The 24,946-nt window shown below is 69.1% G+C and carries 25 protein-coding genes; 18 read left to right on the plus strand and 7 right to left on the minus strand.

Features of this window, described 5'->3' with window-relative positions:
- The first annotated feature begins 6 nt into the window (after positions 1–6).
- Together BMZ02_RS17485 and BMZ02_RS17490 are read left to right on the plus strand one after the other, a co-directional pair.
- Entirely contained in the window at positions 7–960 is a 954-nt protein-coding gene (locus BMZ02_RS17485) for a hypothetical protein (protein WP_091646216.1), read from the plus strand.
- Between the two features lie 112 nt (positions 961–1,072).
- The gene (locus tag BMZ02_RS17490) at positions 1,073–1,543 is read left to right on the plus strand and encodes an REP-associated tyrosine transposase (protein WP_091646218.1); all 471 of its coding nucleotides are present in this window, start codon (positions 1,073–1,075) and stop codon (positions 1,541–1,543) included.
- A gap of 109 nt (positions 1,544–1,652) precedes the next feature.
- Here BMZ02_RS17490 and BMZ02_RS17495 read toward each other — a convergent pair whose 3' ends face one another.
- On the minus strand, positions 1,653–4,934 hold the full coding sequence (locus BMZ02_RS17495; protein ID WP_091646220.1) for an acetyl-CoA carboxylase family protein: 3,282 nt from the start codon (positions 4,932–4,934) through the stop codon (positions 1,653–1,655).
- Positions 4,935–5,042: 108 nt separating this feature from the next.
- Between BMZ02_RS17495 and BMZ02_RS17500 the strand changes: the two genes are divergently transcribed.
- Entirely contained in the window at positions 5,043–5,690 is a 648-nt protein-coding gene (locus tag BMZ02_RS17500; RefSeq protein ID WP_171909977.1) for a TetR/AcrR family transcriptional regulator, read from the plus strand.
- An 81-nt stretch (positions 5,691–5,771) separates the two neighbouring features.
- Positions 5,772–6,782 (plus strand): oligopeptide/dipeptide ABC transporter ATP-binding protein, encoded by a 1,011-nt coding sequence (locus tag BMZ02_RS17505; RefSeq protein WP_091646222.1) that lies wholly within the window; start codon positions 5,772–5,774, stop codon positions 6,780–6,782.
- 200 nt (positions 6,783–6,982) lie between these two features.
- On the opposite strand, the gene rho is transcribed toward BMZ02_RS17505, so the two are convergent.
- Positions 6,983–8,239: a transcription termination factor Rho gene (gene rho / locus BMZ02_RS17510; protein WP_091646224.1), complete on the minus strand. Its 1,257-nt coding sequence runs from the start codon at positions 8,237–8,239 to the stop codon at positions 6,983–6,985.
- 155 nt (positions 8,240–8,394) lie between these two features.
- Complete coding sequence (gene trxA, locus BMZ02_RS17515) at positions 8,395–8,721, minus strand: thioredoxin TrxA (RefSeq protein ID WP_091646225.1); 327 nt, start codon at positions 8,719–8,721, stop codon at positions 8,395–8,397.
- Between the two features lie 359 nt (positions 8,722–9,080).
- Here trxA and BMZ02_RS17520 point away from each other — a divergent pair, with 359 nt between their 5' ends.
- The 14 genes from BMZ02_RS17520 (at position 9,081) to cysQ (ending at position 21,588) form a co-directional block, all read left to right on the plus strand.
- Positions 9,081–9,929, plus strand: coding sequence for a type II secretion system protein N (locus BMZ02_RS17520; protein ID WP_171909978.1), 849 nt, complete (start codon positions 9,081–9,083; stop codon positions 9,927–9,929).
- A gap of 14 nt (positions 9,930–9,943) precedes the next feature.
- Positions 9,944–11,857, plus strand: coding sequence for a type II secretion system secretin GspD (gene gspD / locus BMZ02_RS17525; protein ID WP_171909979.1), 1,914 nt, complete (start codon positions 9,944–9,946; stop codon positions 11,855–11,857).
- Position 11,858: 1 nt separating this feature from the next.
- Complete coding sequence (gene gspE / locus BMZ02_RS17530) at positions 11,859–13,391, plus strand: type II secretion system ATPase GspE (RefSeq protein ID WP_091646230.1); 1,533 nt, start codon at positions 11,859–11,861, stop codon at positions 13,389–13,391.
- Positions 13,392–13,493: 102 nt separating this feature from the next.
- Positions 13,494–14,711, plus strand: a complete 1,218-nt coding sequence (gene gspF, locus BMZ02_RS17535; protein WP_091646232.1) for a type II secretion system inner membrane protein GspF — start codon at positions 13,494–13,496, stop codon at positions 14,709–14,711.
- A 35-nt stretch (positions 14,712–14,746) separates the two neighbouring features.
- Entirely contained in the window at positions 14,747–15,190 is a 444-nt protein-coding gene (gspG, locus tag BMZ02_RS17540) for a type II secretion system major pseudopilin GspG (protein ID WP_091646233.1), read from the plus strand.
- Positions 15,191–15,199: 9 nt separating this feature from the next.
- The gene (gene gspH, locus BMZ02_RS17545; RefSeq protein ID WP_091646235.1) at positions 15,200–15,715 is read left to right on the plus strand and encodes a type II secretion system minor pseudopilin GspH; all 516 of its coding nucleotides are present in this window, start codon (positions 15,200–15,202) and stop codon (positions 15,713–15,715) included.
- The gene (gspI, locus tag BMZ02_RS17550; protein WP_091646236.1) at positions 15,712–16,122 is read left to right on the plus strand and encodes a type II secretion system minor pseudopilin GspI; all 411 of its coding nucleotides are present in this window, start codon (positions 15,712–15,714) and stop codon (positions 16,120–16,122) included. The genes gspH and gspI overlap by 4 nt, the downstream gene beginning before the upstream one ends.
- On the plus strand, positions 16,119–16,751 hold the full coding sequence (gene gspJ, locus BMZ02_RS17555; protein ID WP_091646238.1) for a type II secretion system minor pseudopilin GspJ: 633 nt from the start codon (positions 16,119–16,121) through the stop codon (positions 16,749–16,751). The genes gspI and gspJ overlap by 4 nt, the downstream gene beginning before the upstream one ends.
- On the plus strand, positions 16,748–17,689 hold the full coding sequence (gene gspK / locus BMZ02_RS17560; protein ID WP_091646240.1) for a type II secretion system minor pseudopilin GspK: 942 nt from the start codon (positions 16,748–16,750) through the stop codon (positions 17,687–17,689). Before gspJ ends, gspK begins: the two co-directional genes overlap by 4 nt.
- Positions 17,690–17,714: 25 nt before the next feature.
- Entirely contained in the window at positions 17,715–18,920 is a 1,206-nt protein-coding gene (gene gspL, locus BMZ02_RS17565; RefSeq protein ID WP_091646241.1) for a type II secretion system protein GspL, read from the plus strand.
- The gene (gene gspM, locus BMZ02_RS17570) at positions 18,917–19,402 is read left to right on the plus strand and encodes a type II secretion system protein GspM (protein ID WP_091646243.1); all 486 of its coding nucleotides are present in this window, start codon (positions 18,917–18,919) and stop codon (positions 19,400–19,402) included. Before gspL ends, gspM begins: the two co-directional genes overlap by 4 nt.
- Positions 19,402–20,196: a type II secretion system protein N gene (gene gspN, locus BMZ02_RS17575; RefSeq protein WP_091646244.1), complete on the plus strand. Its 795-nt coding sequence runs from the start codon at positions 19,402–19,404 to the stop codon at positions 20,194–20,196. The genes gspM and gspN overlap by 1 nt, the downstream gene beginning before the upstream one ends.
- A gap of 16 nt (positions 20,197–20,212) precedes the next feature.
- The gene (gene nudE, locus BMZ02_RS17580) at positions 20,213–20,785 is read left to right on the plus strand and encodes an ADP compounds hydrolase NudE (RefSeq protein WP_091646246.1); all 573 of its coding nucleotides are present in this window, start codon (positions 20,213–20,215) and stop codon (positions 20,783–20,785) included.
- A complete protein-coding gene (cysQ, locus tag BMZ02_RS17585; protein WP_091646248.1) occupies positions 20,782–21,588 on the plus strand; it encodes a 3'(2'),5'-bisphosphate nucleotidase CysQ in 807 nt (268 codons plus the stop codon). The genes nudE and cysQ overlap by 4 nt, the downstream gene beginning before the upstream one ends.
- A gap of 45 nt (positions 21,589–21,633) precedes the next feature.
- On the opposite strand, the gene BMZ02_RS17590 is transcribed toward cysQ, so the two are convergent.
- From BMZ02_RS17590 to fabI, 4 genes are read right to left on the minus strand one after another with little or no spacing between them, the layout of a single operon-like run.
- Complete coding sequence (locus BMZ02_RS17590) at positions 21,634–21,957, minus strand: putative signal transducing protein (protein ID WP_091646250.1); 324 nt, start codon at positions 21,955–21,957, stop codon at positions 21,634–21,636.
- Between the two features lie 42 nt (positions 21,958–21,999).
- A complete protein-coding gene (locus BMZ02_RS17595) occupies positions 22,000–23,169 on the minus strand; it encodes an acetate/propionate family kinase (protein WP_091646251.1) in 1,170 nt (389 codons plus the stop codon).
- Complete coding sequence (locus BMZ02_RS17600; RefSeq protein ID WP_091646253.1) at positions 23,166–24,122, minus strand: bifunctional enoyl-CoA hydratase/phosphate acetyltransferase; 957 nt, start codon at positions 24,120–24,122, stop codon at positions 23,166–23,168. Before BMZ02_RS17600 ends, BMZ02_RS17595 begins: the two co-directional genes overlap by 4 nt.
- Before the next feature lie 17 nt (positions 24,123–24,139).
- Positions 24,140–24,913 carry an enoyl-ACP reductase FabI gene (fabI, locus tag BMZ02_RS17605; RefSeq protein ID WP_091646255.1) on the minus strand — a complete coding sequence of 258 codons (774 nt, stop codon included), beginning with the start codon at positions 24,911–24,913 and terminating at the stop codon, positions 24,140–24,142.
- Positions 24,914–24,946 lie beyond the last annotated feature (33 nt).

Raw genomic sequence — 24,946 nt, forward strand, 5'->3', positions numbered from 1 at the left:
CTCGCCATGACGCATCGCCCCGTCGCGCTGTTCGGTTCACTGACCCTGGCCTCGCTGCTGCTCGCCGGCTGCGCCTCCAACGGCGGCCTCAGCGACGAGGAGCGTGACCGGTACCGGGAGGCGTTCGGCATGCAGCACGAGGACTGGTCCGACCGCCCCAGCCTGTTCAGCGAGCTCTTCGGCCGCGACGAAGACTCCATGGACGAAGCGGACGAAGACCGCATCGCCGAGCTGGAGGCGGCCATCGCCCAGCTGGAAGACGAGCGCAGCCAGCGCGATGGCGACCGGGACCGGGTGGCCACCGACACCCCGCGTCAGCGCGTGGGCCTGCTGCTGGACGGCGAGACCGAGGCCGCCGCACAGGCATTCCGCGATGTGGCGCCGGATCACCCCATCGTGCTGCTGGACAACGACGCCACCCGCGACGCCATGGAAGAAGCGGGCTGCACCCCCGGGGAGCTGCCCGCCTGCGCCGGCTCCCTGGCCGTCTACCCCGGGCTGCGCACCATCGTGTACGTGGAGACCAACGGCAGTGAAGTGCGCTGGAGCACCTACGACGTGGCACTGGAGTACCGCCACAGCGTGCGCGTGAGCGAGCTGCCCGAGGTGGACGGCGGCGTGCCGGAACAGGCCTGGCGCACCTTCGCCGATCAGGCCCTGATCGCCACCGTGGACCGCCTCGACACCGCCCCCTGGCACGCCCGCGCCTTCGCCGAGGAGGCCGACGGCTGGGCCATCAACGCCGGCCGCGACTCCGGCCTGGAGGAAGGCACCCGCCTGGAAGTCCGCGGCGAGCCCGGCATCGTCCGCAACCCCAACGACCGCCCCGTGGGCTGGCGCCCCGGCAGCCGCAAGGGCGTGGTGGAAGTGGTGGATTTCGCCGGCGACGACGTGGCCATCGTGGAGCTGGTGGATGGTGATGGGCCGGGTGAGGGGGATGTTCTGGTTCTGGGGGATTGATTGATAATGGGTGGTCGCGACTGACGTCGCTCCTACATCAGCGTGACAACCGTGTGGTGCTGAATCGTAGGAGCGACGTCAGTCGCGAACATAGTCAACAAAGGACAGCAGCATGGGAAGGACCCCAGCTCGCCCCGGACAGGTCGCCCTGCGCCGCGGACGCGCGTCGTTGCCCTATCACTACTACCTCGTTACAACAGTTACCGACGGGCGTCGACCGATCTTTCTGGATACGTTCCTCGGACGTGTAGTTGTCCGGGCACTGCGCCGCATGGAACCGCTGGCCGCAACAAAGTGCTTCGTGGTGATGCCCGATCACCTACACTGGCTGTTCCAGCTCAATGATGCGACGTCACTCTCGCGGCTTATCCAGCGACTGAAGGCCGGCACCGCCCGGGAGATCTGCAGCACCACCTCCCACACCGCCCCAATCTGGCAACGCGGCTTTCACGACCACGCCATTCGCGGCGACGAGGATCTGCGGGCCCTGGCCCGCTACGTGATCGCCAATCCGTTGCGGGCGGGGTTGGTGTCGCGGATCGGGGATTATCCGTTGTGGGATGCGGTTTGGGTGGAGGGGTGACAGGCGGTGGTCGCGACTGACGTCGCTCCTACGATCCAGCACCACACGGTTGTCACGCCGATGTAGGAGCGACGTCAGTCGCGACGCTCCACCACTCCCTCCCGTACCCCTACCACGTATCAACCATCGGGCGGCGTTTGCCCTGGCGCGGCGCGGGCTGGGGGGTGGATTTGAGGCCGCGGGTGATCCACGCGCGGGTGTCGGCGGGGTCGATAACGGCATCGATCTCCAGGGAGACGGCCATGCTCAGGGCCTTGCCGCGTTCGTAGGATTCCGCCACCAGCCGGTCGAACAACGCCTGGCGGTCGGCGTCGGTGTCGCAGGCGTCCAGCTCCTTGCGGTAGGCGAGCCGCACGGCGCCCTCCAGCCCCATGCCGCCGAATTCACCCGTGGGCCAGGCGACGTTGAACACCGGTGCGTGGAATGCACCGGCGGCCATGCCCATGGCGCCGAGGCCGTAGCCCTTGCGCAGCACCACGGTGAACACCGGCACCTGCAGGCTGGCAGCGGTGACGAACATGCGGCTGGTGTGGCGCACCAGGCCGGTCTTCTCCGCCTCCGGCCCCACCATGAAGCCGGGCGTGTCGCACAGGCTGAGCAGGGGGATGTCGAAGGCGTCGCAGAGCTGCATGAACCGGGCGGCCTTGTCGGCACCGTCGGCGTCGATGGCACCGCCCAGGTGGCGCGGGTTGTTGGCGATCACGCCCAGGGGCCGGCCTTCAATGCGGATGAAGGCCGTGATCATTCCCGGGGCGAAGTCCGGCCGTAGCGCCACCACGGACCCGGTGTCCGCCAGGGTCTCCACCAGTGCGCCCACATCGTAGGAGCGCAGGCGCTCCTCGGGCACGCTGTTGCGCAGGTGGCGCTGATCGGCGCAGTCCCACTCGGCCACCGCCCCCTGGAAGTAGGCCAGCAGCTGTTTCGCCACCGCGACGGCTTCCGCCTCATCGGCCACCAGGCAGTCCACCACGCCGTTGGGCACCTGGTCGGCCATGGGCCCCACCTCCTCGGGTGTGAAGACGCCCAGGCCGCCACCTTCGATCATGGCCGGGCCGGCCATGCCGAGGCTGGCGCTGCGGGTAGCGATGATGAGGTCGCTGGAGCCGGCGAACACGGCGTTGCCCGCGAAGCAGCGCCCGGAGACGATACCGATGCGCGGCACCAGACCGCTCAGGCGGGCGTACTGCAGAAAACTGGGCTGGTCCAGCCCGGCCACCTTGGTGGCGTTGTCGGTATCACCCGGGCGGCCACCGCCGCCTTCGGTGAAAAAGATCACCGGTAGCTGCTGGTCTTCGGCCACCTGCAGCAGGCGATCGGTCTTGCGGTGGTTCATGGTGCCCTGGGTGCCCGCCAGCACGGTGTAGTCGTAGGCGAGCACGGCACAGCGGGCCTGGGCGTCGCTGAAACGGTCGCCGTTGACGGCGCCGATACCGGTCACCAGGCCGTCCGCCGGGGTGGCGCGCATGAGGTCGTCCACGCTGCGCCGCCGCCGCTGGGCGGCGAAGGTGAGCCCGCCATACTCCATGAAGCTGTCCGGGTCGCAGAGGTCGGCGATGTTCTCCCGCGCGGTACGCTGGCCCTGCCGGTGGCGTTTCGCCACGGCCTCCGGGCGGGCGTCGTCGTCGAGCAGGGCGTGACGGTCGAGGGTCTCCCGGAGATCCGGGCGGAGCGCGTCGAGATCGACGGAGTCGGCGTGGTCCGCGCCATCGGCGTCCAGCTCGGCGGGCTCGATGAAGACCAGCGGCTGGCCCGCCGTGACCGCGTCGCCCGCTTCGCCTGCGACCCGTCGCACGATACCGCTCTCCGATGCGGCCACGCCGTGCTGCATCTTCATTGCCTCCACCACGGCGATCTCCTCCCCGGCGGCAACGGCATCGCCCTCGGCCACGGTCACCGCCGCCAGCACGCCCTGCATCGGCGCAACACCCGGTACCGTCCCGGCCGGCCCGGCGGCGTGGTGGGCGGTCTGCCGCGGTGCCGGGCCCCGATCCGCCGGCTCGGCCCGGTACCGCGCCTGTTCCGCGGCAAGCGCGGCCTTGCGGTCGTCCACGAAACGGGTGTGGACCGCGTTGGACTGCACACCCGGGTCTGCCAGCAGAGCCTGCAGAAACGGCAGATTGGTATCGACGCCGTCCACCCGGAAACGCGCGAGGGCACCGGCCGCCTTGCGCAGCACACCGGCGTAAGCGCCCGAGCGGGCGTGCACGATGACCTTGGCGAGCAGGGAATCGTAGTGCGGGCTGGTGGCATAGCCGCCGTACCCGCAGGTGTCCACCCTGATGCCCGGGCCGACGGGCGGCTCGAAGACGTCCAGCGTGCCACCGGAGGGCACGGGGTCGCCATCGGCACCAATGGACTCCATGTTCACCCGCAGCTGGACGGCGTGGCCGGCCGGCTCGGGAATGGCGTCCCGGGTCAGCCCCATGGCGCCCAGCGTCTCACCGGAACAGCAACGGATCTGAGCCTGCACCAGGTCCACCCCGGTCACTTCCTCGGTGACCGTGTGCTCCACCTGCAACCGCGGGTTGGCCTCCATGAAGGCGAAACGTGCGCCGTCCCCCTCCACCAGGAACTCGAAGGTCACCAGCCCACGCACCTGGACGGCACGGGCCATGCTCAGGGCCGCGTCCAGCAGGCGCTGCCGGGCAGCGGCCGGGAGCGACGGGCAGGGCGCCACCTCCACCAGCTTCTGATGCCGGCGTTGCAGACTGCACTCACGCTCCCACAGGTGGACCACATCGCCGCTGCCGTCCCCGAGCACCTGGACTTCCACGTGACGCGCCTGCTCCACCAGCCGTTCGGCGTAGAGCGTGCCGTCCCCGAAGGCGGATTCCGCTTCGGCGGCGCAGCGGGCATACGCCTCGGCCACGTCGTCGCCGGGCCGGATGACCCGCATCCCGCGGCCACCACCGCCGGCCGCGGCCTTGAGCATCACGGCGCCATCCACACCGTCGCAGAACGCCCGCAGGGCGTCCGGCGAGATGGCGTCGGCGCCTTCCACCACCGGCACATCGCACTGGTGCGCCAGCCCCCGGGCGCGGGTCTTGTCGCCCAGCAGGGCGAGCTGCTCGGCCGGGGGGCCGACGAAAATCAGCCCCTGCCGGCCGACGCTGCGGGCGAAGGCGACGTTCTCGCTGAGAAACCCGTACCCGGGGTGGACCCCGTCGCAGCCGGCATCGCGGGCCGCCGCCAGCAGCGCTTCGGCATCCAGATAGGCGGCACTGCCGGTGCCCGGGATCAGCCGCGCCTGCGTGGCTTCGCGCACGTGCAGGCAGGCGGCATCGTCCTGCGGGTAGACGGCCACCGTGGGAATGTCCAGCTCCGCCGCGGCCCGGGCGATGCGCACCGCCACCTCCCCCCGGTTGGCGATCAGCAGTCGCTGTATGGTCATAAGCTGCTCGTCCGTTGCGCCTTGACACTGACTTGCAAGTCAGCCAGTTTCTTTCGATAGTGAGACTGACTTGCGCGCCAGTCAATGCCGAATCAGGAGGTGGCCGTCATGGCAACAGCGCCAGGCCAGGGCACCCGCGCCGCGGCGTCAAAGTCCACATCCACGCGAGCGCGGATCCGTGACGAAGCCCGGAAACTGTTCGTCAGCTACGGGATCGAGACGGTGACCTACGGCGACATCGCCTCCCGCGTGGGCACCACGCGCGCCAACGTCCATTACCACTACGGCAACAAGTCAGCCCTGGTGAAGGCGGTGTTCGAGGACACCTTCGAGCGGGTCGACGCCACACTGCGCGCCATCTGGACAACACCGGGGCTGACGCTGGACCAGCGCCTGGAGCGCGCGCTGGAAGACGCCCGCACCCGCTTCCAGGAGTTCAACGACGACGCCGACGGGCGCCGGCCGTGGAGCCTTTCGGGGCGTGCGCGGCTGGAGAATCAGCAAGTGGACACGGCGGTGATCGACGGCATCGTCACCATGTCGCGCCAGTTCGAGGCGTACGTGGGCCAGGCGATCGAGGAGGCCAAGGCGTCCGGCGAACTGCGCCCCGACGCCCCCGTCCGCGAGATCATGCTACTGATTACGCCCCTTTGGTATTACGGCTCACCGATCACCCAGTTCTCGGGCATGAACAAACTGGAAGAACACTACACCGCCACACGCAACGTGATCGCAAGGGCGTACGGCGCCCGCTGACCACGACGGCCCGGCGTGACAACAACGAAACAGCCGGCACGGCACGCGCTGTTCACGAAGGCCCCGGCCCCCGGAGGAGACATGGCAGGTACCACAGCACCGGAGCGCACTGGCCGGCATCAAGGCAGGGACAGCCGGGGCATCGGACACGGGACCTGGGCCGGCCCCCGACTGCGGGTTGAGAACCTTGGCATCGCCTTCGCCACGGAAAGCGCCGGGCGCCCTCCCTTGCGGGACGTCTCGTTCGACGTCAAACACCGGCAGTGTGTCGGCCTCATCGGTGAGGCGGGCGCCGGCAAGACCCTGACCGCACGCGCGCTCCGCCCCCACCTGTTGCCCGCCGACGCACGCCTGGACGGGCGCGTGCTGCTGGACGGCAACGACATCGCGATGCAGCCGCCGGCGCCGGCGGACATCCACGTGCTGACGCGTAACCCCATGGACGCGCTGAACCCGGTCCGCACCGTCGGCCAGCAACTCACCGACGCCGTGCGCCGCCGCCACGACACCTCCGACCGGCTCGCCCGCCAGCTCGCCGTGGAGGCGATGGAGCAGGTGGGCATACCGAAACCACGAAGCAGCCTGCACCAGTACCCCCACCACTTCAGGGCTGCCATGCGCCACCGCCTCATGGCGGCGGCAGCCGTCATTGACGCGCCGCGCGTGCTGGTGATGGATCAGCCCGCCGGCGTGGATGACGCGACACAGATGACGCTCACGGATCTCGTCTGCCGCATTGCCGAGCAGGCCGGCTCAGCGGTGCTTCTCCTGAGCCGTAACCCGGCTCTGATCGCCGGACACTGCCACCACCTTGTCAGCCTGCATGCGGGGGAGGTGGTGGAGAGCGCGCGCACCGACGATCTGCTGCAGCGTCCGGCGCACCCGTATACCGCGGCACTGTTTGGTGGCCAGGAGGATGTGGGCGCCGATGGGCCCGCCCCGGCGCCGGCGGAGGGCTGCCTGTTCCGGGGCCGCTGCGCCCACGCCATGGCGGGCTGCGAACGCACCCAGCCAATGGTGGTGGACCAGCGGGGCCGGCGGGCCCGGTGCTGGCGGCACGGGGAGTTGAACCTGCGCGCGGTCGGGTGGTGACCGGGGGAGTGGTCAGGGGATGGTGGACCTGAAGGTCCACCCTACGGGGGATGCGTGGGCTTGCCGGCCTGGTCCGGGATGGTGGACCTGAAGGTCCACCCTACGGGAATGCGCGGGCTTGCCGGCCTGGTCCACCATCTCAAAAAAAACGGCGCCCCACGGGGCGCCGCACTCCTCCTCCAGGTATTACTCCCGGTTGATCAGCGTTTCATGGCTTCGAAGAATTCGCTGTTGACCTTGGTGTCCTTGAGCTTGTCGAGGACGAACTCGATGGCGGCCAGTTCATCCATGGAATGCAGCACTTTGCGCAAGATCCAGATCTTCTGCAACTCGTCCTGCGGCATCAGCAGCTCTTCACGGCGGGTGCCGGAGCGGTTGATGTTGATGGCGGGGAAGATGCGCTTCTCGGCGATGCGCCGGTCCATGTGCACTTCCATGTTGCCGGTGCCCTTGAACTCCTCGTAGATGACGTCATCCATGCGCGAGCCGGTCTCCACCAGGGCGGTGGCAAGAATGGTCAGGCTGCCCCCCTCTTCCACGTTGCGCGCGGCACCGAAGAAGCGCTTCGGCCGGTGCAGGGCGTTGGCATCGACGCCGCCCGTGAGCACCTTGCCGGAGGACGGCACCACGGTGTTGTAGGCGCGGGCGAGACGGGTGATGGAGTCGAGCAGGATCACCACGTCGTGCTTGTGCTCGACCATGCGCTTGGCCTTCTCGATGACCATCTCGGCCACCTGCACGTGCCGGCTGGCGGGCTCGTCGAAGGTACTGGAGACCACCTCGCCGCGCACCGAACGGGCCATCTCCGTGACCTCCTCGGGGCGCTCGTCGATGAGCAGCACGATGACGTAGCACTCGGGGTTGTTGGTGGTGATGCTCTGGGCGATGTTCTGCAGCATCATGGTCTTGCCCGCCTTGGGGGGCGAGACGATCAGGCCGCGCTGGCCCTTGCCGATGGGCGCGCACATGTCGATGACACGGGCGGTGAGATCCTCGGTGCTGCCGTTGCCGCGCTCCAGCCGGAAGCGCTCGCGGGAGAACAGCGGCGTGAGGTTCTCGAACAGCACCTTGTGCTTGGCGTTCTCCGGCGGCTCGAAGTTGATCTCGCTCACCTTGAGCAGCGCGAAGTAGCGCTCGCCCTCCTTCGGCGGGCGGATCTTGCCGGCGACCGTGTCGCCGGTACGCAGGCTGAAGCGGCGAATCTGACTGGGGGAGACGTAGATGTCGTCCGGTCCGGCCAGATAGGAGCTGTCGGCGGAGCGCAGGAAGCCGAAGCCGTCCTGCAGGATCTCCAGCACGCCGTCGCCGTGGATGTCCTCGCCCTTCTTGGCGTGGGCCTTGAGAACGGAGAAGATGAGATCCTGCTTGCGCGAGCGGGCCATGCCCTCGATTCCGAACTCCTGGGCCAGATCCAGTAGTTCCTTCGCGGGCATTTTCTTGAGTTCAGTCAGATTCATGGTGTCGTCTGTCAGTGAGTGTTCGCTCGGATTTACGGGCCACGCCCTGCCCCGGTGAGGGACACCGGGATCGTTGTTATCGCAAGGATTGTGATTCTGTTCCCTGGGGCAGCGGTCGCGGGAGCGACCGGCCGCGCCGGCGCCAGGACGCCCGTTCAGATGTTGCTGTCGATGAATGCCGCCAGCTGCGATTTCGACAGGGCGCCGACTTTCGTCGCCTCCACCTCGCCATCACGGAAGAGCATCAGCGTGGGAATGCCACGGATACCGAACTTCGGAGGCGTTTCAGGGTTCTCGTCGATGTTGAGCTTCGCAATCTTCAACCGGCCCGCGTATTCCTGCGACACGTCTTCGAGGATAGGTGCGATCATCTTGCAGGGGCCGCACCACTCGGCCCAGTAATCCACCAGCACCGGCCCATCGGCCTGGAGCACTTCCTGGTCGAAGTTGTCATCCGTAACAAAGACTATATCTCCGCTCACGGTTAGATGCCTCCCGAGTGCCTGGTTCGGAGTCTTCCGGAAAAGTCGACAGTTGATGGAATGCGAAGCGGGGATTCGCGTCGGGCACGCTCGCTGGAGTCGAGGCGACCAGTTGATTGATGGAAGCAACGATAGCCGCGGTGAAACGGTGTGTCAATCATGGCGCGCCATGCTTGATACAAATCCCGGCGATATTGCAACCAGCCCCTGCCTCGCATTAACCTCGATCCTCGATAACCTGAAAAAACAGCGGGTGCCGTAGTGGCACGGAACGCCCACAACCCGGAATCATGAATGTGTCCAGCCTGTTTTCCAGATTCCAGTGGAACCCGGAGGGGTTACGATGGCTGGCGCCCCCTGTGACGGCCTTGCTCGTGGTCGTTGTTGCCTACAGTGCCGCGCGGCTCACGTGGGAAGTCATTCCGGCTCCGGAATCGTCCGCGACGGCACCCGCCCCCCGCAACGCCGGAGGCGGCAACGCGGCATCCGCACAGCGGGAACCGCTTGAGACCATCGCGCACTGGCACTTGTTCGGGGAGGCGGATGCACGCGCTGAGGGGGACGAGCGGATTGACGCGCCCGAGACCAGCCTCGCACTGGAACTCAAGGGCGTGTTCTACAGCCCGGAGGCGAACCGCGCCAGCGCACTGATCAGCAGCCGCAGGGACGGAACCCGACAGTACCGGGCCGGCGACAGCCTTGCCGGCGGGCACATCGAGGCCATCTACGAGAATCGCGTTGTGCTTCGCAGGGATGGCGCCTTTGAGACCTTATCCCTGGAGGCTGCGCGCATCCCGCTCGACCGTACGGTCGACGACCTCGACGCGAGCCTGGCCGACGGGGCCCCGGAGGCAGGATCCGGGGCCGGCCAGGGGGCGGCAGGTGGCGACAACGAACCCGACGAGCTGGAGGTTTACCGGCAGCAACTGGCCGATGACCCGCGGCAACTGTCGCAGATGGTGGGGCTGGAACCTGCCACGGAAGACGGGGAGATGGTCGGCGTACGTGTCTCGCCCGGCGAGGACGAGCGCATCATGGAACTGCTGGGACTTGAACCGGATGACGTGGTCACGTCCATCGGTGGCACGGCACTGGACAGCCCCACCCGCGCCTTCGAGGCGGTGCAGGGGCTGGAGGGCGGCGAGCCGGTGGAACTGGGCATTCGCCGCGACGGCTCCGAACAGACACTGCAGATCGATTTCAACTGACAGGGATCGCAATGATGGCATGGCGCACACTGCTGCTGGCGGCAGCCCTCTCCGTCGGCCTGCTCTCGGCAGCCGTGGCGCAGGATGACGCCGTGGACGTGGACAGCGACGACCGGGTCACCCTGAACCTGCAGGAAGCCGACATCACCGCACTCATCAACACGGTGGCCGATGTCACCGGCCGCAATTTCATCATCGACCCGCGGGTGCGCGGCACCGTGACCGTGGTCACCAGCGAACCCATGGACGAGGACGCCCTCTACCGGGTGTTCCTGTCGATCCTGGAGACCCACGGATTTGCGACCATCCCCACCGGGGACATCATCAAGATCGTGCCCGACGCCACGGCGAAGCAGCTGGCCACGGGCGAATCGCCGGAGGCCCCGGGCGACATGGTCACCGCGGTCATGCACGTGGAGAACGTGCCGGTGGCACAGCTGGTGCCGATCCTGCGGCCGCTGGTGCCCCAGGAAGGCCACCTGGCCGCCTACCCGCCCGCCAACGCCCTGATCATCTCGGACCGAGCCGGCAACATGGAGCGCATCCAGCGGCTGGTGGACGACGTGGACCAGGCGGGCGACGAGGACGTGGACGTGGTCCGCGTGGAGAACGCCTCCGCCAGCGAGATCGCACGTATCCTGCAGAGCCTCCAGCGCACCGACGCCGAGGCACGCCCCGGGGCGGAACTGCGCATCGCCGTGGACGAGCGCACCGGCAGCATCCTCCTGTCCGGGGACCGCAACCAGCGGCTGCGCATGCGCGCGCTCATTGCCGAGCTGGACGAACCGGAGGAGGACGAGGGGGACACCCACGTGATCTACCTTCGCTACGCCCGGGCGGAAGACATGGTGGAGACGCTCACCGGTGTCAGCGAGAACATCCAGGAGCGGCGCGAGGCCGAGAACAGCGCCGACGGGCCCGCCGTGAGCATCCAGGCCGACGAGGCCACCAACGCGCTGGTAATCACCGCACAACCCAACCTGGTGGACTCGCTCCGCCGGGTGATCGAGCGCCTGGACATCCGCCGCGCGCAGATCATGGTCGAAGCGGCCATCGCCGAGATTTCCACGGAACGGGACGCCGAACGGGGCGTGCAGTGGTTCGCCGACGGTGGCGGCGACGGCGCCGTCGGGCTCACCCGCTTCGGCGGCATCGGCACACCCATCGAGAGCCTGCTGACCCTGGATACCGATTCACCGCAGCTCGGTGACGGCGTCAGCGCCGTGATCGGCGACCTGGATAGCCGTGTTCAGTTCGGCGCCTTCGTACGCGCACTCTCCCAGGACCGGGACACCAACATCCTGTCGACGCCGTCGCTGGTCACCATGGACAACCAGGAGGCGGAGATCCGCGTGGCCGAGAACCGCCCGTTCATCACCGGCCAGTTCAGCCAGGAAGGCCGCAACGTCGCCAACCCCTTCCAGACCATCGACCGCGAGGACGTGGGCATCATCCTGACGATCACACCGCAGATCAACGAAGGCGATGCCATCCGGCTGGACATCGAACAGGAAGCCTCCAACGTCATCGGCGAGACCTCCGAGGCCGGGCCCATCACCAACCGCCGGACCATCAAGACCAGCGTGCTCGCCGACGATGGCCAGGTCATCGCCCTGGGCGGGCTCATGGACGACGAAGTGCAGGAACAGGAGCAGCGGGTGCCCGGGCTGGGTTCGCTGCCGTTCCTGGGGGAGCTGTTCCGCTACCGCTCCACCAGCGAAACCAAGCGCAACCTGATGGTGTTCATGCAGCCCAACATCATCCGCGACAGCGCAACCGCCGAGGGGCTGACCGGCCGCAAGTACAGCTACATGCGCGCACAGCAACTGCATCAGCGCGAGCGCGACACCCGGCTGCGTGACACGGACTCGCCCGCCCTGCCGCGGCTGGATCGCCCCGAACTGCCCACCCCCTTCGCCGGTGACTGACATGGACCCGTTGAACCCGGACCAACAGCCACCACCCGGCACCGGCAACACCCGGCGGCCGGCGTTCGCCTTCGCGCGCCGCAACGGTGTCTGTGTCACGGCACTGGAGGCGGATCATGCGCGGGTGGCCTACCGCCCCGGCGCGTCGGCGGGGACCTTTCAGGAGCTGCGCCGCAGCCTCGGCGTGCCGCTGCGACTCGAGCGCATGGAGCCGGAGGCATTCGAGCAGCTCCTGCAACGCACCTATGAGCGGGGCAGCGGAGAAACCCAGCAGATCGTCGACGACATTGGCGATGATCTCGACCTGGCCCGCATCGCCGAAAGCCTTCCGGAGCCGGAAGACCTGCTGGAGAGCGAAGACGACGCACCGGTCATCCGGCTCATCAACGCCATTCTCACGGAATCCATCAAGGAGAACGCCTCGGACATCCACATCGAGCCGTTCGAGAACCGCCTGGTGGTCCGCTTCCGCGTGGACGGCGTCCTGCGCGAAGTGCTGGAGCCCCAGCGCGCCCTGGCGCCACTGCTGATCTCGCGCATCAAGGTCATGGCGCGGCTGGACATTGCCGAGAAGCGCCTGCCCCAGGACGGCCGTATCGGCCTGCGGGTCGCGGGGCGTGCCGTGGACATCCGCGTCTCCACCCTGCCCTCCGGGCACGGTGAGCGGGTCGTCCTGCGCCTGCTGGACAAGCAGGCCGGCCGGCTGGACCTCAAGCACCTGGGCATGCCCGAGGCGCTGCGCCAGCCACTGGACACCATCATCCACCGCCCCCACGGGATCGTCCTGGTCACCGGCCCCACCGGCTCGGGCAAGACCACCACGCTCTACGCCGCGCTCACCGAGCTCAACGACCAGAGCCGCAGCATTCTCACCGTGGAAGATCCCATCGAGTACTACCTGGAGGGCATCGGCCAGACCCAGGTGAACACCAAGGTGGACATGACCTTCGCCCGCGGCCTGCGCGCCATCCTGCGCCAGGACCCGGACGTGGTGATGGTGGGGGAGATCCGCGACCTGGAGACCGCCGAGATCGCCGTGCAGGCGAGCCTCACCGGCCACGTGGTGCTCTCCACCCTGCACACCAACACCGCCGTGGGCGCCGTCAGCCGCCTGCGCGACATGGGTGTGGAGCCGTTTCTGCTGGCCTCCAGCGTCATCGGCCTCATGTCCCAGCGCCTGGTCCGCATGCTCTGCGACCACTGCAAGGCGCCCTACACCCCCAACCCGGTGGACTGCGCCACGCTGGGCATCAACCCGGACGACCCGCCCACGCTCTACCGGGCGGTGGGCTGCAGCCACTGCAATCAGCAGGGCTACCGGGGCCGCGGCGGCATCTTCGAGCTGATCCCGGTGGATGAGCGCGTGCGCACCATGATCCACGACGGCGAGACCGAACAGGCCATCGAGCGCTACGCCCGGGAGCGCACCCCGAGCATGCGCCAGGACGGCGTGCGCCGGATCCTGGCCGGCCAGACCACCATCGACGAGGTCTTGCGGGTCACCATCGAAGACACGGCGCCGATGGAGGCGTAAGGGGGAACGGTGGGAGTCGGGGCTGAAGCCCCTCCCACGCAGGTCCAGAGATCGCCACTTGTGGGAGGGGCTTCAGCCCCGATACAACACAGACAGGTAGCAATGGGCGCATTCGAATACGCAGCGCTGGACTCCGGCGGCAAGGAGATGAAGGGCGTACTGGAGGGCGACACCGCCCGCCAGGTGCGCCAGCAGCTGCGTGACAAGGGCTGGATCCCGGTCTCGGTGGACCCGGTCACGGAGACGGCGGCGGGGAGCGAACGCCTGGGCCTGCAGCTGGGCGGTGGCATCCGCGCCGCCGAGCTGGCGCTGATCACCCGCCAGCTCTCCACGCTGGTGGGGTCCGGCCTGCCCCTGGAGGAGGCGCTGCGCGCCACGGCCGCCCAGGCCGAACGCCCCCGGCTGCGCACCATGCTCACCGCCGTGCGCGCCCGGGTCATGGAGGGGCATACCCTGGCCGACGGCCTGGCCCAGTTCCCGCGCGCCTTCCCGGAGCTCTACCGCGCCACGGTCGGCGCCGGCGAGCAGACCGGCCATCTGGACGTGGTCCTGGATCGCCTGGCGGACTACACCGAGAGCCGCCAGCAGATGCAGCAGAAGATCCAGAACGCGCTGATCTACCCGGTGGCGCTGGTGGTCATTGCCACCGCCGTGGTCGTGCTGCTGCTGGCCTACGTGGTGCCGCAGGTCACCGAGGTGTTCGCGGACGTGGGCCAGCGTTTGCCGCCGCTGACCGTGGGGCTGATCGCGGTCAGCGATTTCCTGCGCGCCTGGGGCGTGGTGTTGCTCGTCCTGCTGGCGCTGGGCGCGCTCGCCTTCGGCTACGGCATGCGTCGGGAGGGCTTCCGCTACCGGGTGCACCGGTTCACGTTGCGCCTGCCGCTGATCAGCCGCGTCACCCGCGGCGTCAACGCGGCCCGGTTCGCGCGCACCTTCAGCATTCTCGCCGGCAGCGGCGTGCCGGTGCTGGACGCCATGCGCATCGGCGCGGAGGTCATGTCCAACCTGCCCATGCGCCAGGCCGTCACCGAAGCGGCCGTGCGCGTGCGCGAGGGCGGGGCCATCCACAAGGCGCTTGCGGACAGCGGGCAATTCCCGCCCATGCTCATCCACCTCATCGCCAGCGGCGAGAACAGCGGCCGGCTGGAGGAGATGCTGGAACGGGGCGCCATCAACCAGGAGCGCGAGGTGCAGGGGCTGGTGGATACCGCGCTGGCGGTATTCGAGCCCGCGCTGATCGTGATCATGGGCACGGTGGTGCTGATCATTGTTGCCGCCATCCTGCTGCCCATCTTCGAACTCAATCAACTGGTCGCATGAAGGCGGCCCGACCCAACCAAGGAGGACAACACACGATGGAACAACGCACCGGCCCGCGGGCACGTGCCCAGAGCGGCTTCACCCTCATCGAGATCATGGTGGTGGTGGTCATTCTCGGGATTCTGGCAGCATTCGCCGTGCCCAACATCATGAGCAACCCCGAGCGCGCCCGCATCACCCAGGCGGAGAGCGATATCCGCACCCTGGAGTCGCAGCTCGAGATGTACCGGCTCGACAACCACCGCTACCCCACCACGGACCAGGGGCTGGAAGCGCTGGTGGAGCGGCCCCGCAGCGACCCCGAGCCGCCCAACTGGCAGGAGGGCGGCTACATGCGCAGCGTGCCCACGGATCCGTGGGGCAATCCCTACGAGTACCTGGATCCGGAGGACGCCGACGGCCGCATCATGGTCTACACCTACGGACCCGACGGCCGACGGGGCGGCGACCCGGAGATCACCAACCGCGACCTGGACTGAGCGGCGGCGATGCACGCACGGGCGCAATCCGGCTTCACGCTGCTGGAGATCATGGTCGTAGTGGTGCTGATCGGCATTCTCACCAGCGTTGCGGTCATGCGCATCGGTGGCGGTGACGACCGGCCGGAGCGGGAAGCGCGACGGCTGGCCGCCGTGCTGAATGCTGCCACGGACGAGGCCGTGATCCAGGCCCGGGAGCTGGGCCTGCGGCTGGACCAGGACGGCTACACCGTGGTGCGGCTGGACGGCGACACGTGGGACGCCGACGCCTTCGACCACGACCGGGCGCTGGCACCACACACCCTGCCCCGCGACCTGACCCTGGTGATCAGCACCGACGACCTCCCCGGCGAACGCGAGCCCGGTGACAGCGATGACACCCCGCATGTGCTGATTCTCTCCAGCGGGGAGCTCACGCCCTTTGAAGTGGAGATCCGCCACCCGGGGAATGATGAACGCCCGTGGATCGTCAGCGGCGATCTGGACGGCAGTATCGATTACCACCGGGAGGGGGACGCTCCATGACCCGGCGGCAACGGGGCTTCACCCTGCTGGAGGTCATGGTGGCCGTGGCCGTACTCGCCATCGCCATGACCGCGGTGATCAAGGCGGGCGCCGAGATGACCGCCAACGCCCGCCACCTGGAAGACCGCACGCTGGCCCAGTGGGTTGCCGGCAACGTGCTCACGGAGCTGCAGGCCAGCGGCTACTGGGACGACGATGACGACGCCGGCACCCGGGCCATGGGCGGCCGCGAGTGGCACTGGGAGGCGCGGCTGGAGGACACGCCGAACCCCGACTTCCGGCGGGTGGACGTGGACGTCTTCCGCGACGAGGGGGACGACCGCCCCGTCGCCACCATGACCGGGCTGCTCGGCAACCCCGACCTCACCGAGACCATGGACGACCTGCCGCCGGAGGCGCTGGAATGACCCCCGCCCGCGGTTTCACCCTGATCGAGATGCTGGTGGCGCTGGCGATCTTCGCCATGGTCTCGGCGGTGAGCTTCACCGGTATCATGGTCATGATCGACAACCGCGAACGGGTGGCGGACCACGCCGACCGCCTGGCCGCGGTGCAGACCGCCGTGGCGCTGCTCGAGCGGGACCTGCAGCAGGCCGTCGCCCGCCCCATCCGCGACCCCATGGGCGACCCGCGCGCCGCCATGCTGAGCGACGACCTGGCGGCGCTGGAATTCACGCGCAGCGGTCGCTCCAACCCCCTCGGGGTGCGCCGCAGCGAACTGGAGCGGGTGGCCTACCGCATCGAGGACGACACCCTGGTGCGGCTGAGCTGGGACGCCCTGGATCAACCGCCGGAGCCACCCCGGCGCGACCGGGCGCTGCTCGACGGCGCCACGGACATCAGCCTGCGCTTCATGGACGACGACGCCCAGTGGCGACCCACCTGGCCGCCGGCGGGCGCGCTGCCCGGCTCCCCGCAACTGCCGCGGGCCGTGGAGATCACCATCACACTGGACGACATGGACACCATCACCCGCGTGCTCGGCCTGGTGGACACACCCGCCCAGGCCCGGGCCGCACCGGAGGTGACGCCGTGACCGCGCCACGCCGCCAGCGCGGTGTCGCCCTGATCACCGCCCTGCTCGCCGTGGCGCTGGTCACGGTGCTCGCCGTGGAACTGGTCAGCCGGCAACACATGGACATCCGCCGCACCCAGAACCTCCTGGCCCGGGATCAGGCCTACGCCTACGCCCGGGGCGTGGAGGAGTGGGCCATCGCCATGCTGGTGGAGGACCGCCGGCAGAACGACAGCGCCGTGGATCATCTCAACGAGCCCTGGGCCCAGGCGATCACGCCGCCGCCGTTCGAGGGGGCAACCATGCGCCTGCGCCTGGAAGACCTCCAGGGCCGGTTCAACATCAACACGCTGGTGACGGCCCCCGGGGAAGACGACGCAACCGCGGGCGGACAGCTTGCCGCGCTGCTGCTGGCACTGGAGATCGAGCCGACCCTCGTCCAGGCGGCCGCGGACTGGATCGACGTGGCTCCCGAGGTGCGGTTCCCCGACGGCGCCGGCGACGACTGGTACTCGCGGCTGGATCCACCCTACCGGGTCGCCAACCGCCCCATGGCGAGCGCCTCCGAGCTGCGGCTGGTGCGCGAGGTGGACGACGCCCAATGGCGGCGCCTGGCCCCGTACGTCACCGCGCTGCCCGAGGCAACGCCGATCAACGTCAACACCGCACCGCCGCCGGTACTCCAGGCGGTGGCGCCCGGGCTGTCGGCCAGTGCGGCCGAGGACCTGGCGGCCGACCGCCCGGAAGACGGCTGGGAGTCGGTGGACGCGTTCCTCGCGCACCCGGCGGTCGCGGGTGCCGAACTGGCGCCGGAACACCTCAGTGTCGGCAGCAACTACTTCCTCCTGCGCAGCGAGATTTCCCTCGGCCGGGTTACCATCCGCACCGAGAGCGTGGTCTACCGGCAAGGGGAAACCGGCGGCGCCGTGATCATGCGCCGGCAGGGATTCTTCGACTGAGCAGCGTATCCATGGAGAGCGATCGATGACCCCGACACTGCTGCTGCGGCTGCTCCCCGGTGACACCGGGCAAGTCCGGTGGGCCACCATCGACCGGGACGGCCGGGTGGAAGCCCGCGGCCACCACGCACCGGACACACTCGCCGGCCGCGCGGACGGCTACAGGATCGTGGCCCTGGTGCCCACCGAAGAGGTCCTGCTCACCCGCGTCACCATCCCGACCCGTAACCACCAGAAACGCCTCCAGGCCATCCCCTTTGCCCTGGAAGATCAGCTGGTGAGCGACATCGACGACCTGCATTTCGCCGCGGGCGCCCCGGACGCGGCGGGCGCCAGCACCGTCGTCGTGGTGGCGCACGAGCGGATGCACGCCTGGACCAAGGCCCTGGATCGGGCCGGCCTGACTCCGGCACACATGACCGCCGACGCCCTGGCGCTGCCGGAGCGGGCCGGCGCCTGGACGGCGCTGCTGGAGGACGGGCGTTTCGCGGTGCGCACCGGCACCGGGACCGGCTTCGCCGGGGAAACGGAGAACCTGGCCGCACTGCTGGAGGCGGCGCTGTCCGAGCATGCCGGAGCGGTGCCGGACAGGCTGCTCACTTACGGCGGGACGCCCCCCGAGAACGCCGCACTGCCACTGCCGGTGGAGCCCGGCAACCAGCCGCTGGACGCGGCCCTGGCCGAGCGCGCCGGCCACGGCGCCCTGGAGCTGCGCCAGGGCCGCCACACCATAGCCGGTGCCGAGCGCTCCCGCTGGCGGCCATGGATTCCGGCCGCGGCGCTGCTGGTGGCACTCATCGTTCTGGATACAGGCCGCTTGCTGGCGGAGCGCTGGCAGCTGCAGGGGGAACTGGCGGCCCTCGAGACACGGGTGGAATCCGTGTTCCGCGAGGTCTTCCCGGACGCCAACCGGGTGGTGGCCCCGCGGTCGCGCATGGAAAGGCGCCTGGAGCAGCTCGAGGGCGGAGAGACGGCCGGCGACGGTGACCTGCTGGACACACTGCTGGCCATCGGCCCGCATCTCAACAGAACGGACGGCCTGCGCCTGGGCAGCCTCAACTGGCGCACCGACACCCTGGAGCTGGACGTCAACGCGGACTCGCTGCAACAGCTCGATCGCCTGAAACAGACACTGGACGGCGAGAACGGTTTCACCGCCGAACTCCGCCAGGCCCGCTCCGAGGACGATACGGTGCAGGGCCGGCTCATCCTGCGCAGGGAGGCCTCATGAAACAGTGGTGGCAAGGGCTCGCGCAGCGCGAGCGGCGTGTACTGATGCTGGGGGGCTGCGCCCTGGTGGTGATTCTGTACGTGTTCGCACTGCGCCTGCCGGCGGAGCGCGCGGTGGAGGACCTGGAGGCGCGCGTGTCCCAGGAGCGCGCCCTGGCCGGCTGGATGGAGCAGACCGGGGACCGCATTCTCGCCCTCCAGGGCGAGGAACCCGCCAGTACGGACGCGGTCGACCGGGATCAGGCGCTGTTCTCACTGGCCGATGAGAGCGCCCGGGAAGCCGGCTTCGGATCGCAGCTCGCGCGCATCGAACCCGCCGGTGATGACGGCGCCCGTGTAAACTTCGAAGGCATCGCCTTCGATGCGCTGATCCGCTGGCTCGTCCACCTGCGCCAGACCTACGGCGTCACCGCCGACCAGGTCACCATCCGACGCGCCGCTGAAGAGGGGCGCGTGGACGCACAACTGCTTCTGGAGCCGTGATGAAACGACGTATCGCCCTGATCGCGCTGGGTCTGGTGGTCTTTCTCGTCACCCTGGCGCTTACCATCCCCGCCTCCCAGGCCTACCGCCTGCTGGAGGGGGAGCTGCCGCTTGATGCCATGGAACTCCAGGGCAACCTGCTGGAAGGCGGCGCCGACACCCTGGTGGTGGAGGGAATCCGCATCGATCAGGTCCGCTGGCGCCTGGACACATCGGCACTGCGGAGCGCACAGGTGGTCTACCACGTCTCCGGTCAGGTGGCCGACGGCCAGTTCAGCGGCCGGGTCAGCCCCGGGACCGACGGCCGCGTGACACTCAGCGACGTGCGTGCCGAAGTCGGCGCCGACGCCCTGGTCCGGCTGGTGGGCGAAACCCACTACCCGGCGACCCTGGGCGGCCGGGTGGATGCCACCATCCGCGACGCCGAACTGCACCGCGGTCAACCGGTCCGCCTGGACGGTGTCGTCAACTGGTCCGGCGCCAGCGTCTCGGCACTGGGCGAGACCGTCGCCCTGGGCAGCTTCGGTGCCCGCGCGGAGACCACGGCGGGGGGCGGCCTGCGCAGCGACCTGCGCAACACGGAACCGGGTCCGCTGGACGTGGACGGCATGATCGAACTGGCGCTGGACGGTACCATGACCGGAACGACACGGGTGACCACCACCGATGCGGCCAGCGAGGAGCTGCTGCAGGGCATGATGGCGCTGGGCATCCCCGATCCCACGGAGACGCTGGACATCCGCTTCGAGGGCAACATCAACGACCCCATGGGCTTCCACGGGCGGCTTCAGTAACCGGATACGCGAACCAATGGCAGACAAACCCGAGATTCTCGAAACCCGCACGGTGGCGCAGTCGCAGCTCTTCCGCGTGGAAGCCGTGGACCTGCGCTTCAGCAACGGCACCGAGGTCACCTTCGAGCGCATGCGCGGCTCCGGCCGGGTGGGCGCGGTGATCATCGTGCCCGTGGCAAGCGACGGGACGCTCAAGCTCATCCGCGAGTACGGCGTCGGCACCGAGCGCTACGAGCTGGGCCTGCCCAAGGGCCGGGTGGAGCCGGGTGAGGACATGCTGGCCGCCGCCAACCGCGAGATCATGGAAGAGATCGGCTACGCCGCCGAACGCCTCACGCCCCTGCGCGCGCTGAGCCTCGCGCCGGGCTATTTCGGCCACCGCACCCAGGTGGTGCTCGCCGAGGGGCTCTACCCTGACCCGGCGCCCGGCGACGAGCCGGAGCCACTGGAGGTGGTGGACTGGCCGCTGGCCGACCTGGAGGCCCTGGTCTTCGAGGACGAGTTCAGTGAAGGTCGCTCCATCGCCGCCCTCTACCTCGCCCGGGACTTCCTCCGCCGGCGCGACGAAGGAGGCGGCACCCCACCGTGAACCGGCAGGCCCTGAGACGACTGCTGCCCCAGGCGTGCCAGCTCGCCCGGCAGGCGGGCTTCGTCATCATGGGAATCTACCGCCAGGGGTTCGACGTGGACACCAAGGCGGACACCACGCTCATCACCCCGGCCGATCGCCGCGCCAACGCACTGCTGCGCCAGGGCCTGGCACGGCTCGGGCCGGAGCTGCCCATCGTCTCCGAGGAGACGGCGCCGCCGCCCTTCAGCGAACGGCGGGGCTGGCGGCGCTACTGGCTGCTGGACCCGCTGGACGGCACCCGCGAGTTCGTGCGCCGTTCGGATCACTTCACGGTCAACATCGCCCTGGTGGAGGATCACCGCCCGGTGCTGGGCATCGTGCATGCGCCCGCCCTGGGGCAGACCTGGTTCGGCGGGCCGGACCTGGGTGCATTCCGGCAGGCGGACGGCGGCGAACCCGTCCCCATTCGCGTATCACCCCAGGCCCGTGATCCGCTGCGCGTGGTGCTCGGCCGCAGCAACCCCGGGCCACGCACCCGCGGCACCCTGGCGCGCCTGCCGGAACACGCCACCGACGTGTGGGGGGCATCGCTGAAGTTCTGCCTCATTGCCGAGGGCCGCGCCGACTTCTTTCCCCGCTACGGCCCCATCTCGGAGTGGGACATGGGCGCGCCCCAGGCGATTCTGGAAGCCGCCGGCGGCTACATCACCGACATGCGCGACATGGCCCCGATCCGTTACAACACCCGGGACGACCTCACCACCAGCGACATCCTCGCATTCGCGGATGACCGGGTGGATTGGCGGAAATACCTGGAGTAGGGGAACGACAGTCATGGTGGACCTGAAGGTCCACCATGACCCCACTCAACCATTGTTTTCCGGCTTACGCCCGCCGCAGTTCCAGCACTGGGCGAACTGCGGCTCCAGCACCTCGCCACAGCCGGAGCAGCGCCAGTTGCGCCCGGTGGCGGGGGTGTCATCCAGTGCCTCGGCGACGATGCGCTCGGCGCGCTCGTAATCGATCTCACGCTCCACCCACAGCTCGGGCCAGACCGCGGTGGGCGGCAGCTCCCCTGCAGCACCGGCGAGCCCCATGTTCCGGGTGACACAGCGGATGCCCTCGGTTTCCAGCAGGTTGCGTACATGCCCCACCATCAACGGGCTGTGGGCGCTGTAGACGCGCTTCATGGTGACGGCCTCCCTCGCGGACGGACCGGCCCGCCGCCCGGTCTACGATAACAGCGCCCGGGTGTGCCGGGCGATCATGCCCTCCTCGTCCGTGGGCAGCACCAGCACCGGCCGACTGTCCGCGGCGCTGATGAACAGGGCGTTGGCATCATTGGCCGGGGCGCTCAGCGCCAGCCCGAGGCTGCCCAGGCGGCCGACGATGCCGGCACGCACCGCCGGCGCGTTCTCGCCAACGCCGGCGGTGAACACCAGGGCGTCCACGCCGCCCAGGGCCACGGCCAGGGAGCCGATCTCCCGCGCCGCCCGGTAGCAGTAGGTCTCCACCGCCTCCGCCGCCTCCGGTGCATCGCTGCCCAGCAGCTCGCGCATGTCGTGGCTGATACCGGACATGCCCAGCAGGCCGGAGCGGTGGTAGAGCATGTCCTGCACCTCGTCGCGGCTCATGCCCTGCTCCAGCAGATACAGCACCACCCCCGGATCCAGGGCACCGCAGCGCTGCCCCATGGGCAGGCCGTCCAGGGCGGTGAAACCCATGCTGGTGGCCACGCTGCGGCCGTCATGCATGGCGCAGAGGCTGGCGCCGTTGCCCAGGTGCGCGGCGATCACCCGCCCGGGGGCGATGCGCGGATGCGCCTCGCGCAGCGCGGTGATGATGGCCTCGTAGGAGAGCCCGTGAAAGCCGTAGCGGATCACGCCGCGCTCGCTCCATTCCCGCGGCAGGGCGAAGCGCTGGGCCACGGCATCCTGGGTGCGGTGGAAGGCGGTATCGAAGCAGGCCACCTGCGGCAGATCCGGCCGCAGGTCCGCAAGAATCCGCACCGGCGCCAGGTTGTGGGGCTGGTGCAGCGGCGCGAGGCTGCTCAGGGACTCCAGCGCCGCGGTGTTGTCTTCGGTCAGCCGCACCGGCGCGTGGAAATCCACGCCGCCGTGCACCACGCGATGCCCGGCCGCCAGCAGGCGGTCATACCCCACGGTGTCGTCCAGCCACGCCAGCAGCCGCTCCAGGGCGGAGCGGTGATCGCTGTCCTTCAGCGCCTCGTCGGTGACCACCCCGCCATCGGGGTCGCGCACCCGGAAGCGCGCGTGCGCGCCGCCAAGCCCGTCCGCCTGACCGCGCCAGTGGTTGACCGGCGGTTCCCCGGCGCCGTAGACGGCGAACTTGATGCTCGACGAGCCGGCATTGAGGACCAGCAGACTGGACGCGTCGCTCATGGCTGGCGACCCTCCCGGTAGTAGGCGGCGAGCAGCAGTGCGATGGCGCAGGAGGCGGTCCGCGAGAAGACGTCGTCGGCGCGACTGGTGAGCACGATGGGCACCCGTGCTCCGAGCACGATGCCGGCCGCCTCGGCGCCGGCCAGGTAGTGCAGCTGCTTGCCCAGCATGTTGGCGGACTCCAGATCCGGCGCCAGCAAGACGTCCGCCCGTCCGGCCACCTCGGAGCGGATGCCCTTGGTCTTCGCCGCCTCCTCGGAGATGGCATTGTCGAATCCCAGCGGCCCGTCGAGCCGGCCGCCACGGATCTGACCGCGGTCGGCCATCTTGCACAGGGCGGCGGCATCAATGGTGGAGCGGATCTGCGGGTTGACCTCCTCCGTGGCGGAGAGAATGGCCACGCGCGGGCTGTCCACACCGAGGGCCTGGGCCAGCTCGATGACGTTGCGGCAGATATCCGCCTTGGTGGTGAGGTCGGGGCTGATGTTCAGCGCCGAGTCGGTGATCAGCAGCGGGCGCGGATAGGTGGGCACGTCCATGGCCCAGACGTGGCTCATGCGCCGGTCGGTGCGCAGACCGCCCCGCCGGGCAACCACCTCCTGCATCATCTCGTCGGTATGCAGCTTGCCCTTCATGAGCACCGCCACGTCGCCCCCGGCGGCCATGGCCACCGCGGTCTCGGCGGCTTCGTGGCTGTGCTCGGTGGCAACAATCTCGGTGTCACCCAGATCCAGCCCGGCGCTGTCGGCACAGTCACGGATCTTCGCCTCCGGCCCCACCAGCACCGGCTCGATCAACCCCTGCCGCGCGGCTTCCATGGCGCCTGCCAGGCTCGGCTCATCCACCGGATGGACCACGGCGGTGCGCAGGGCCGGGAGACCCTCGGCCATGTGCAGCAGCCGCCTGAGCTGGCGGCGGGGCTCTCCCTGTTGCGCGCTGTCTGTCTCGCTCATTCCGTGCTCCCTGGCGTTCAGCCGACGATGTGATAGCCGGCGTCGATGTATGTGGTGTTGCCGGTGAGGGTCTTCGCCCGGTCGCTGACCAGCAGGGCGGCCATGGCACCCACGTCGTTGATGTCGGCGAGGCTCTCCTGCGGCGCCCGCTCACGGGCGCGCTCCAGCAGTTCGTCGAAGCGGCTGATGCCCGAGGCGGCGCGGGTCCTGAGCGGCCCCGGCGACAGCGCATGCACGCGGATTCCCTGTGGGCCGAGTTCGGCGGCGGCGTACCGGACACTGGCCTCCAGCGCCGCTTTCACCGGCCCCATGAGGTTATAGTCGTCCACGACTTTCTCCGCACCGTAGAAACTCACGGTCAGCAGCGCGCCACCATCATGCATCAGCGGCTCGGCCAGCCGCGCCATGCGCAGAAAACTGTGGCAGGAGACGTCCATGGCCTGCAGGAAGCCGGCCTGGCTGCAGTCCACCACCCGGCTGTGCAGGTCCTCGCGCGGTGCAAAGGCGATGGAGTGGAGCACGAAGTCGAGCCCGCCCCACTCCTGCTCGATGCGCCGGAACACGGCCTCCAGCTGCCCCTCCTCGCGCACGTCACAGGGCTCGAACAGCGACGCGCCAACCCGACGTGCCAGCGGTTCCACGTACGGGCGCGCCTTGTCGTTGACGTAGGTCAGGGCCAGCTCGGCGCCCAGCTCACGAAACGCCTTTGCACAGGCCCAGGCGATGGAGTCTTCGTTGGCGACGCCGACCACGAGACCGCGCTTGCCGTGCAGCGAGAGAAACTCCGACATGCATGCCCTCCTGTTTGAGGCTCCGGAGCAAGG

Origin of the sequence: Aquisalimonas asiatica (genome assembly GCF_900110585.1) — a bacterium.
Lineage (GTDB): Bacteria > Pseudomonadota > Gammaproteobacteria > Nitrococcales > Aquisalimonadaceae > Aquisalimonas > Aquisalimonas asiatica.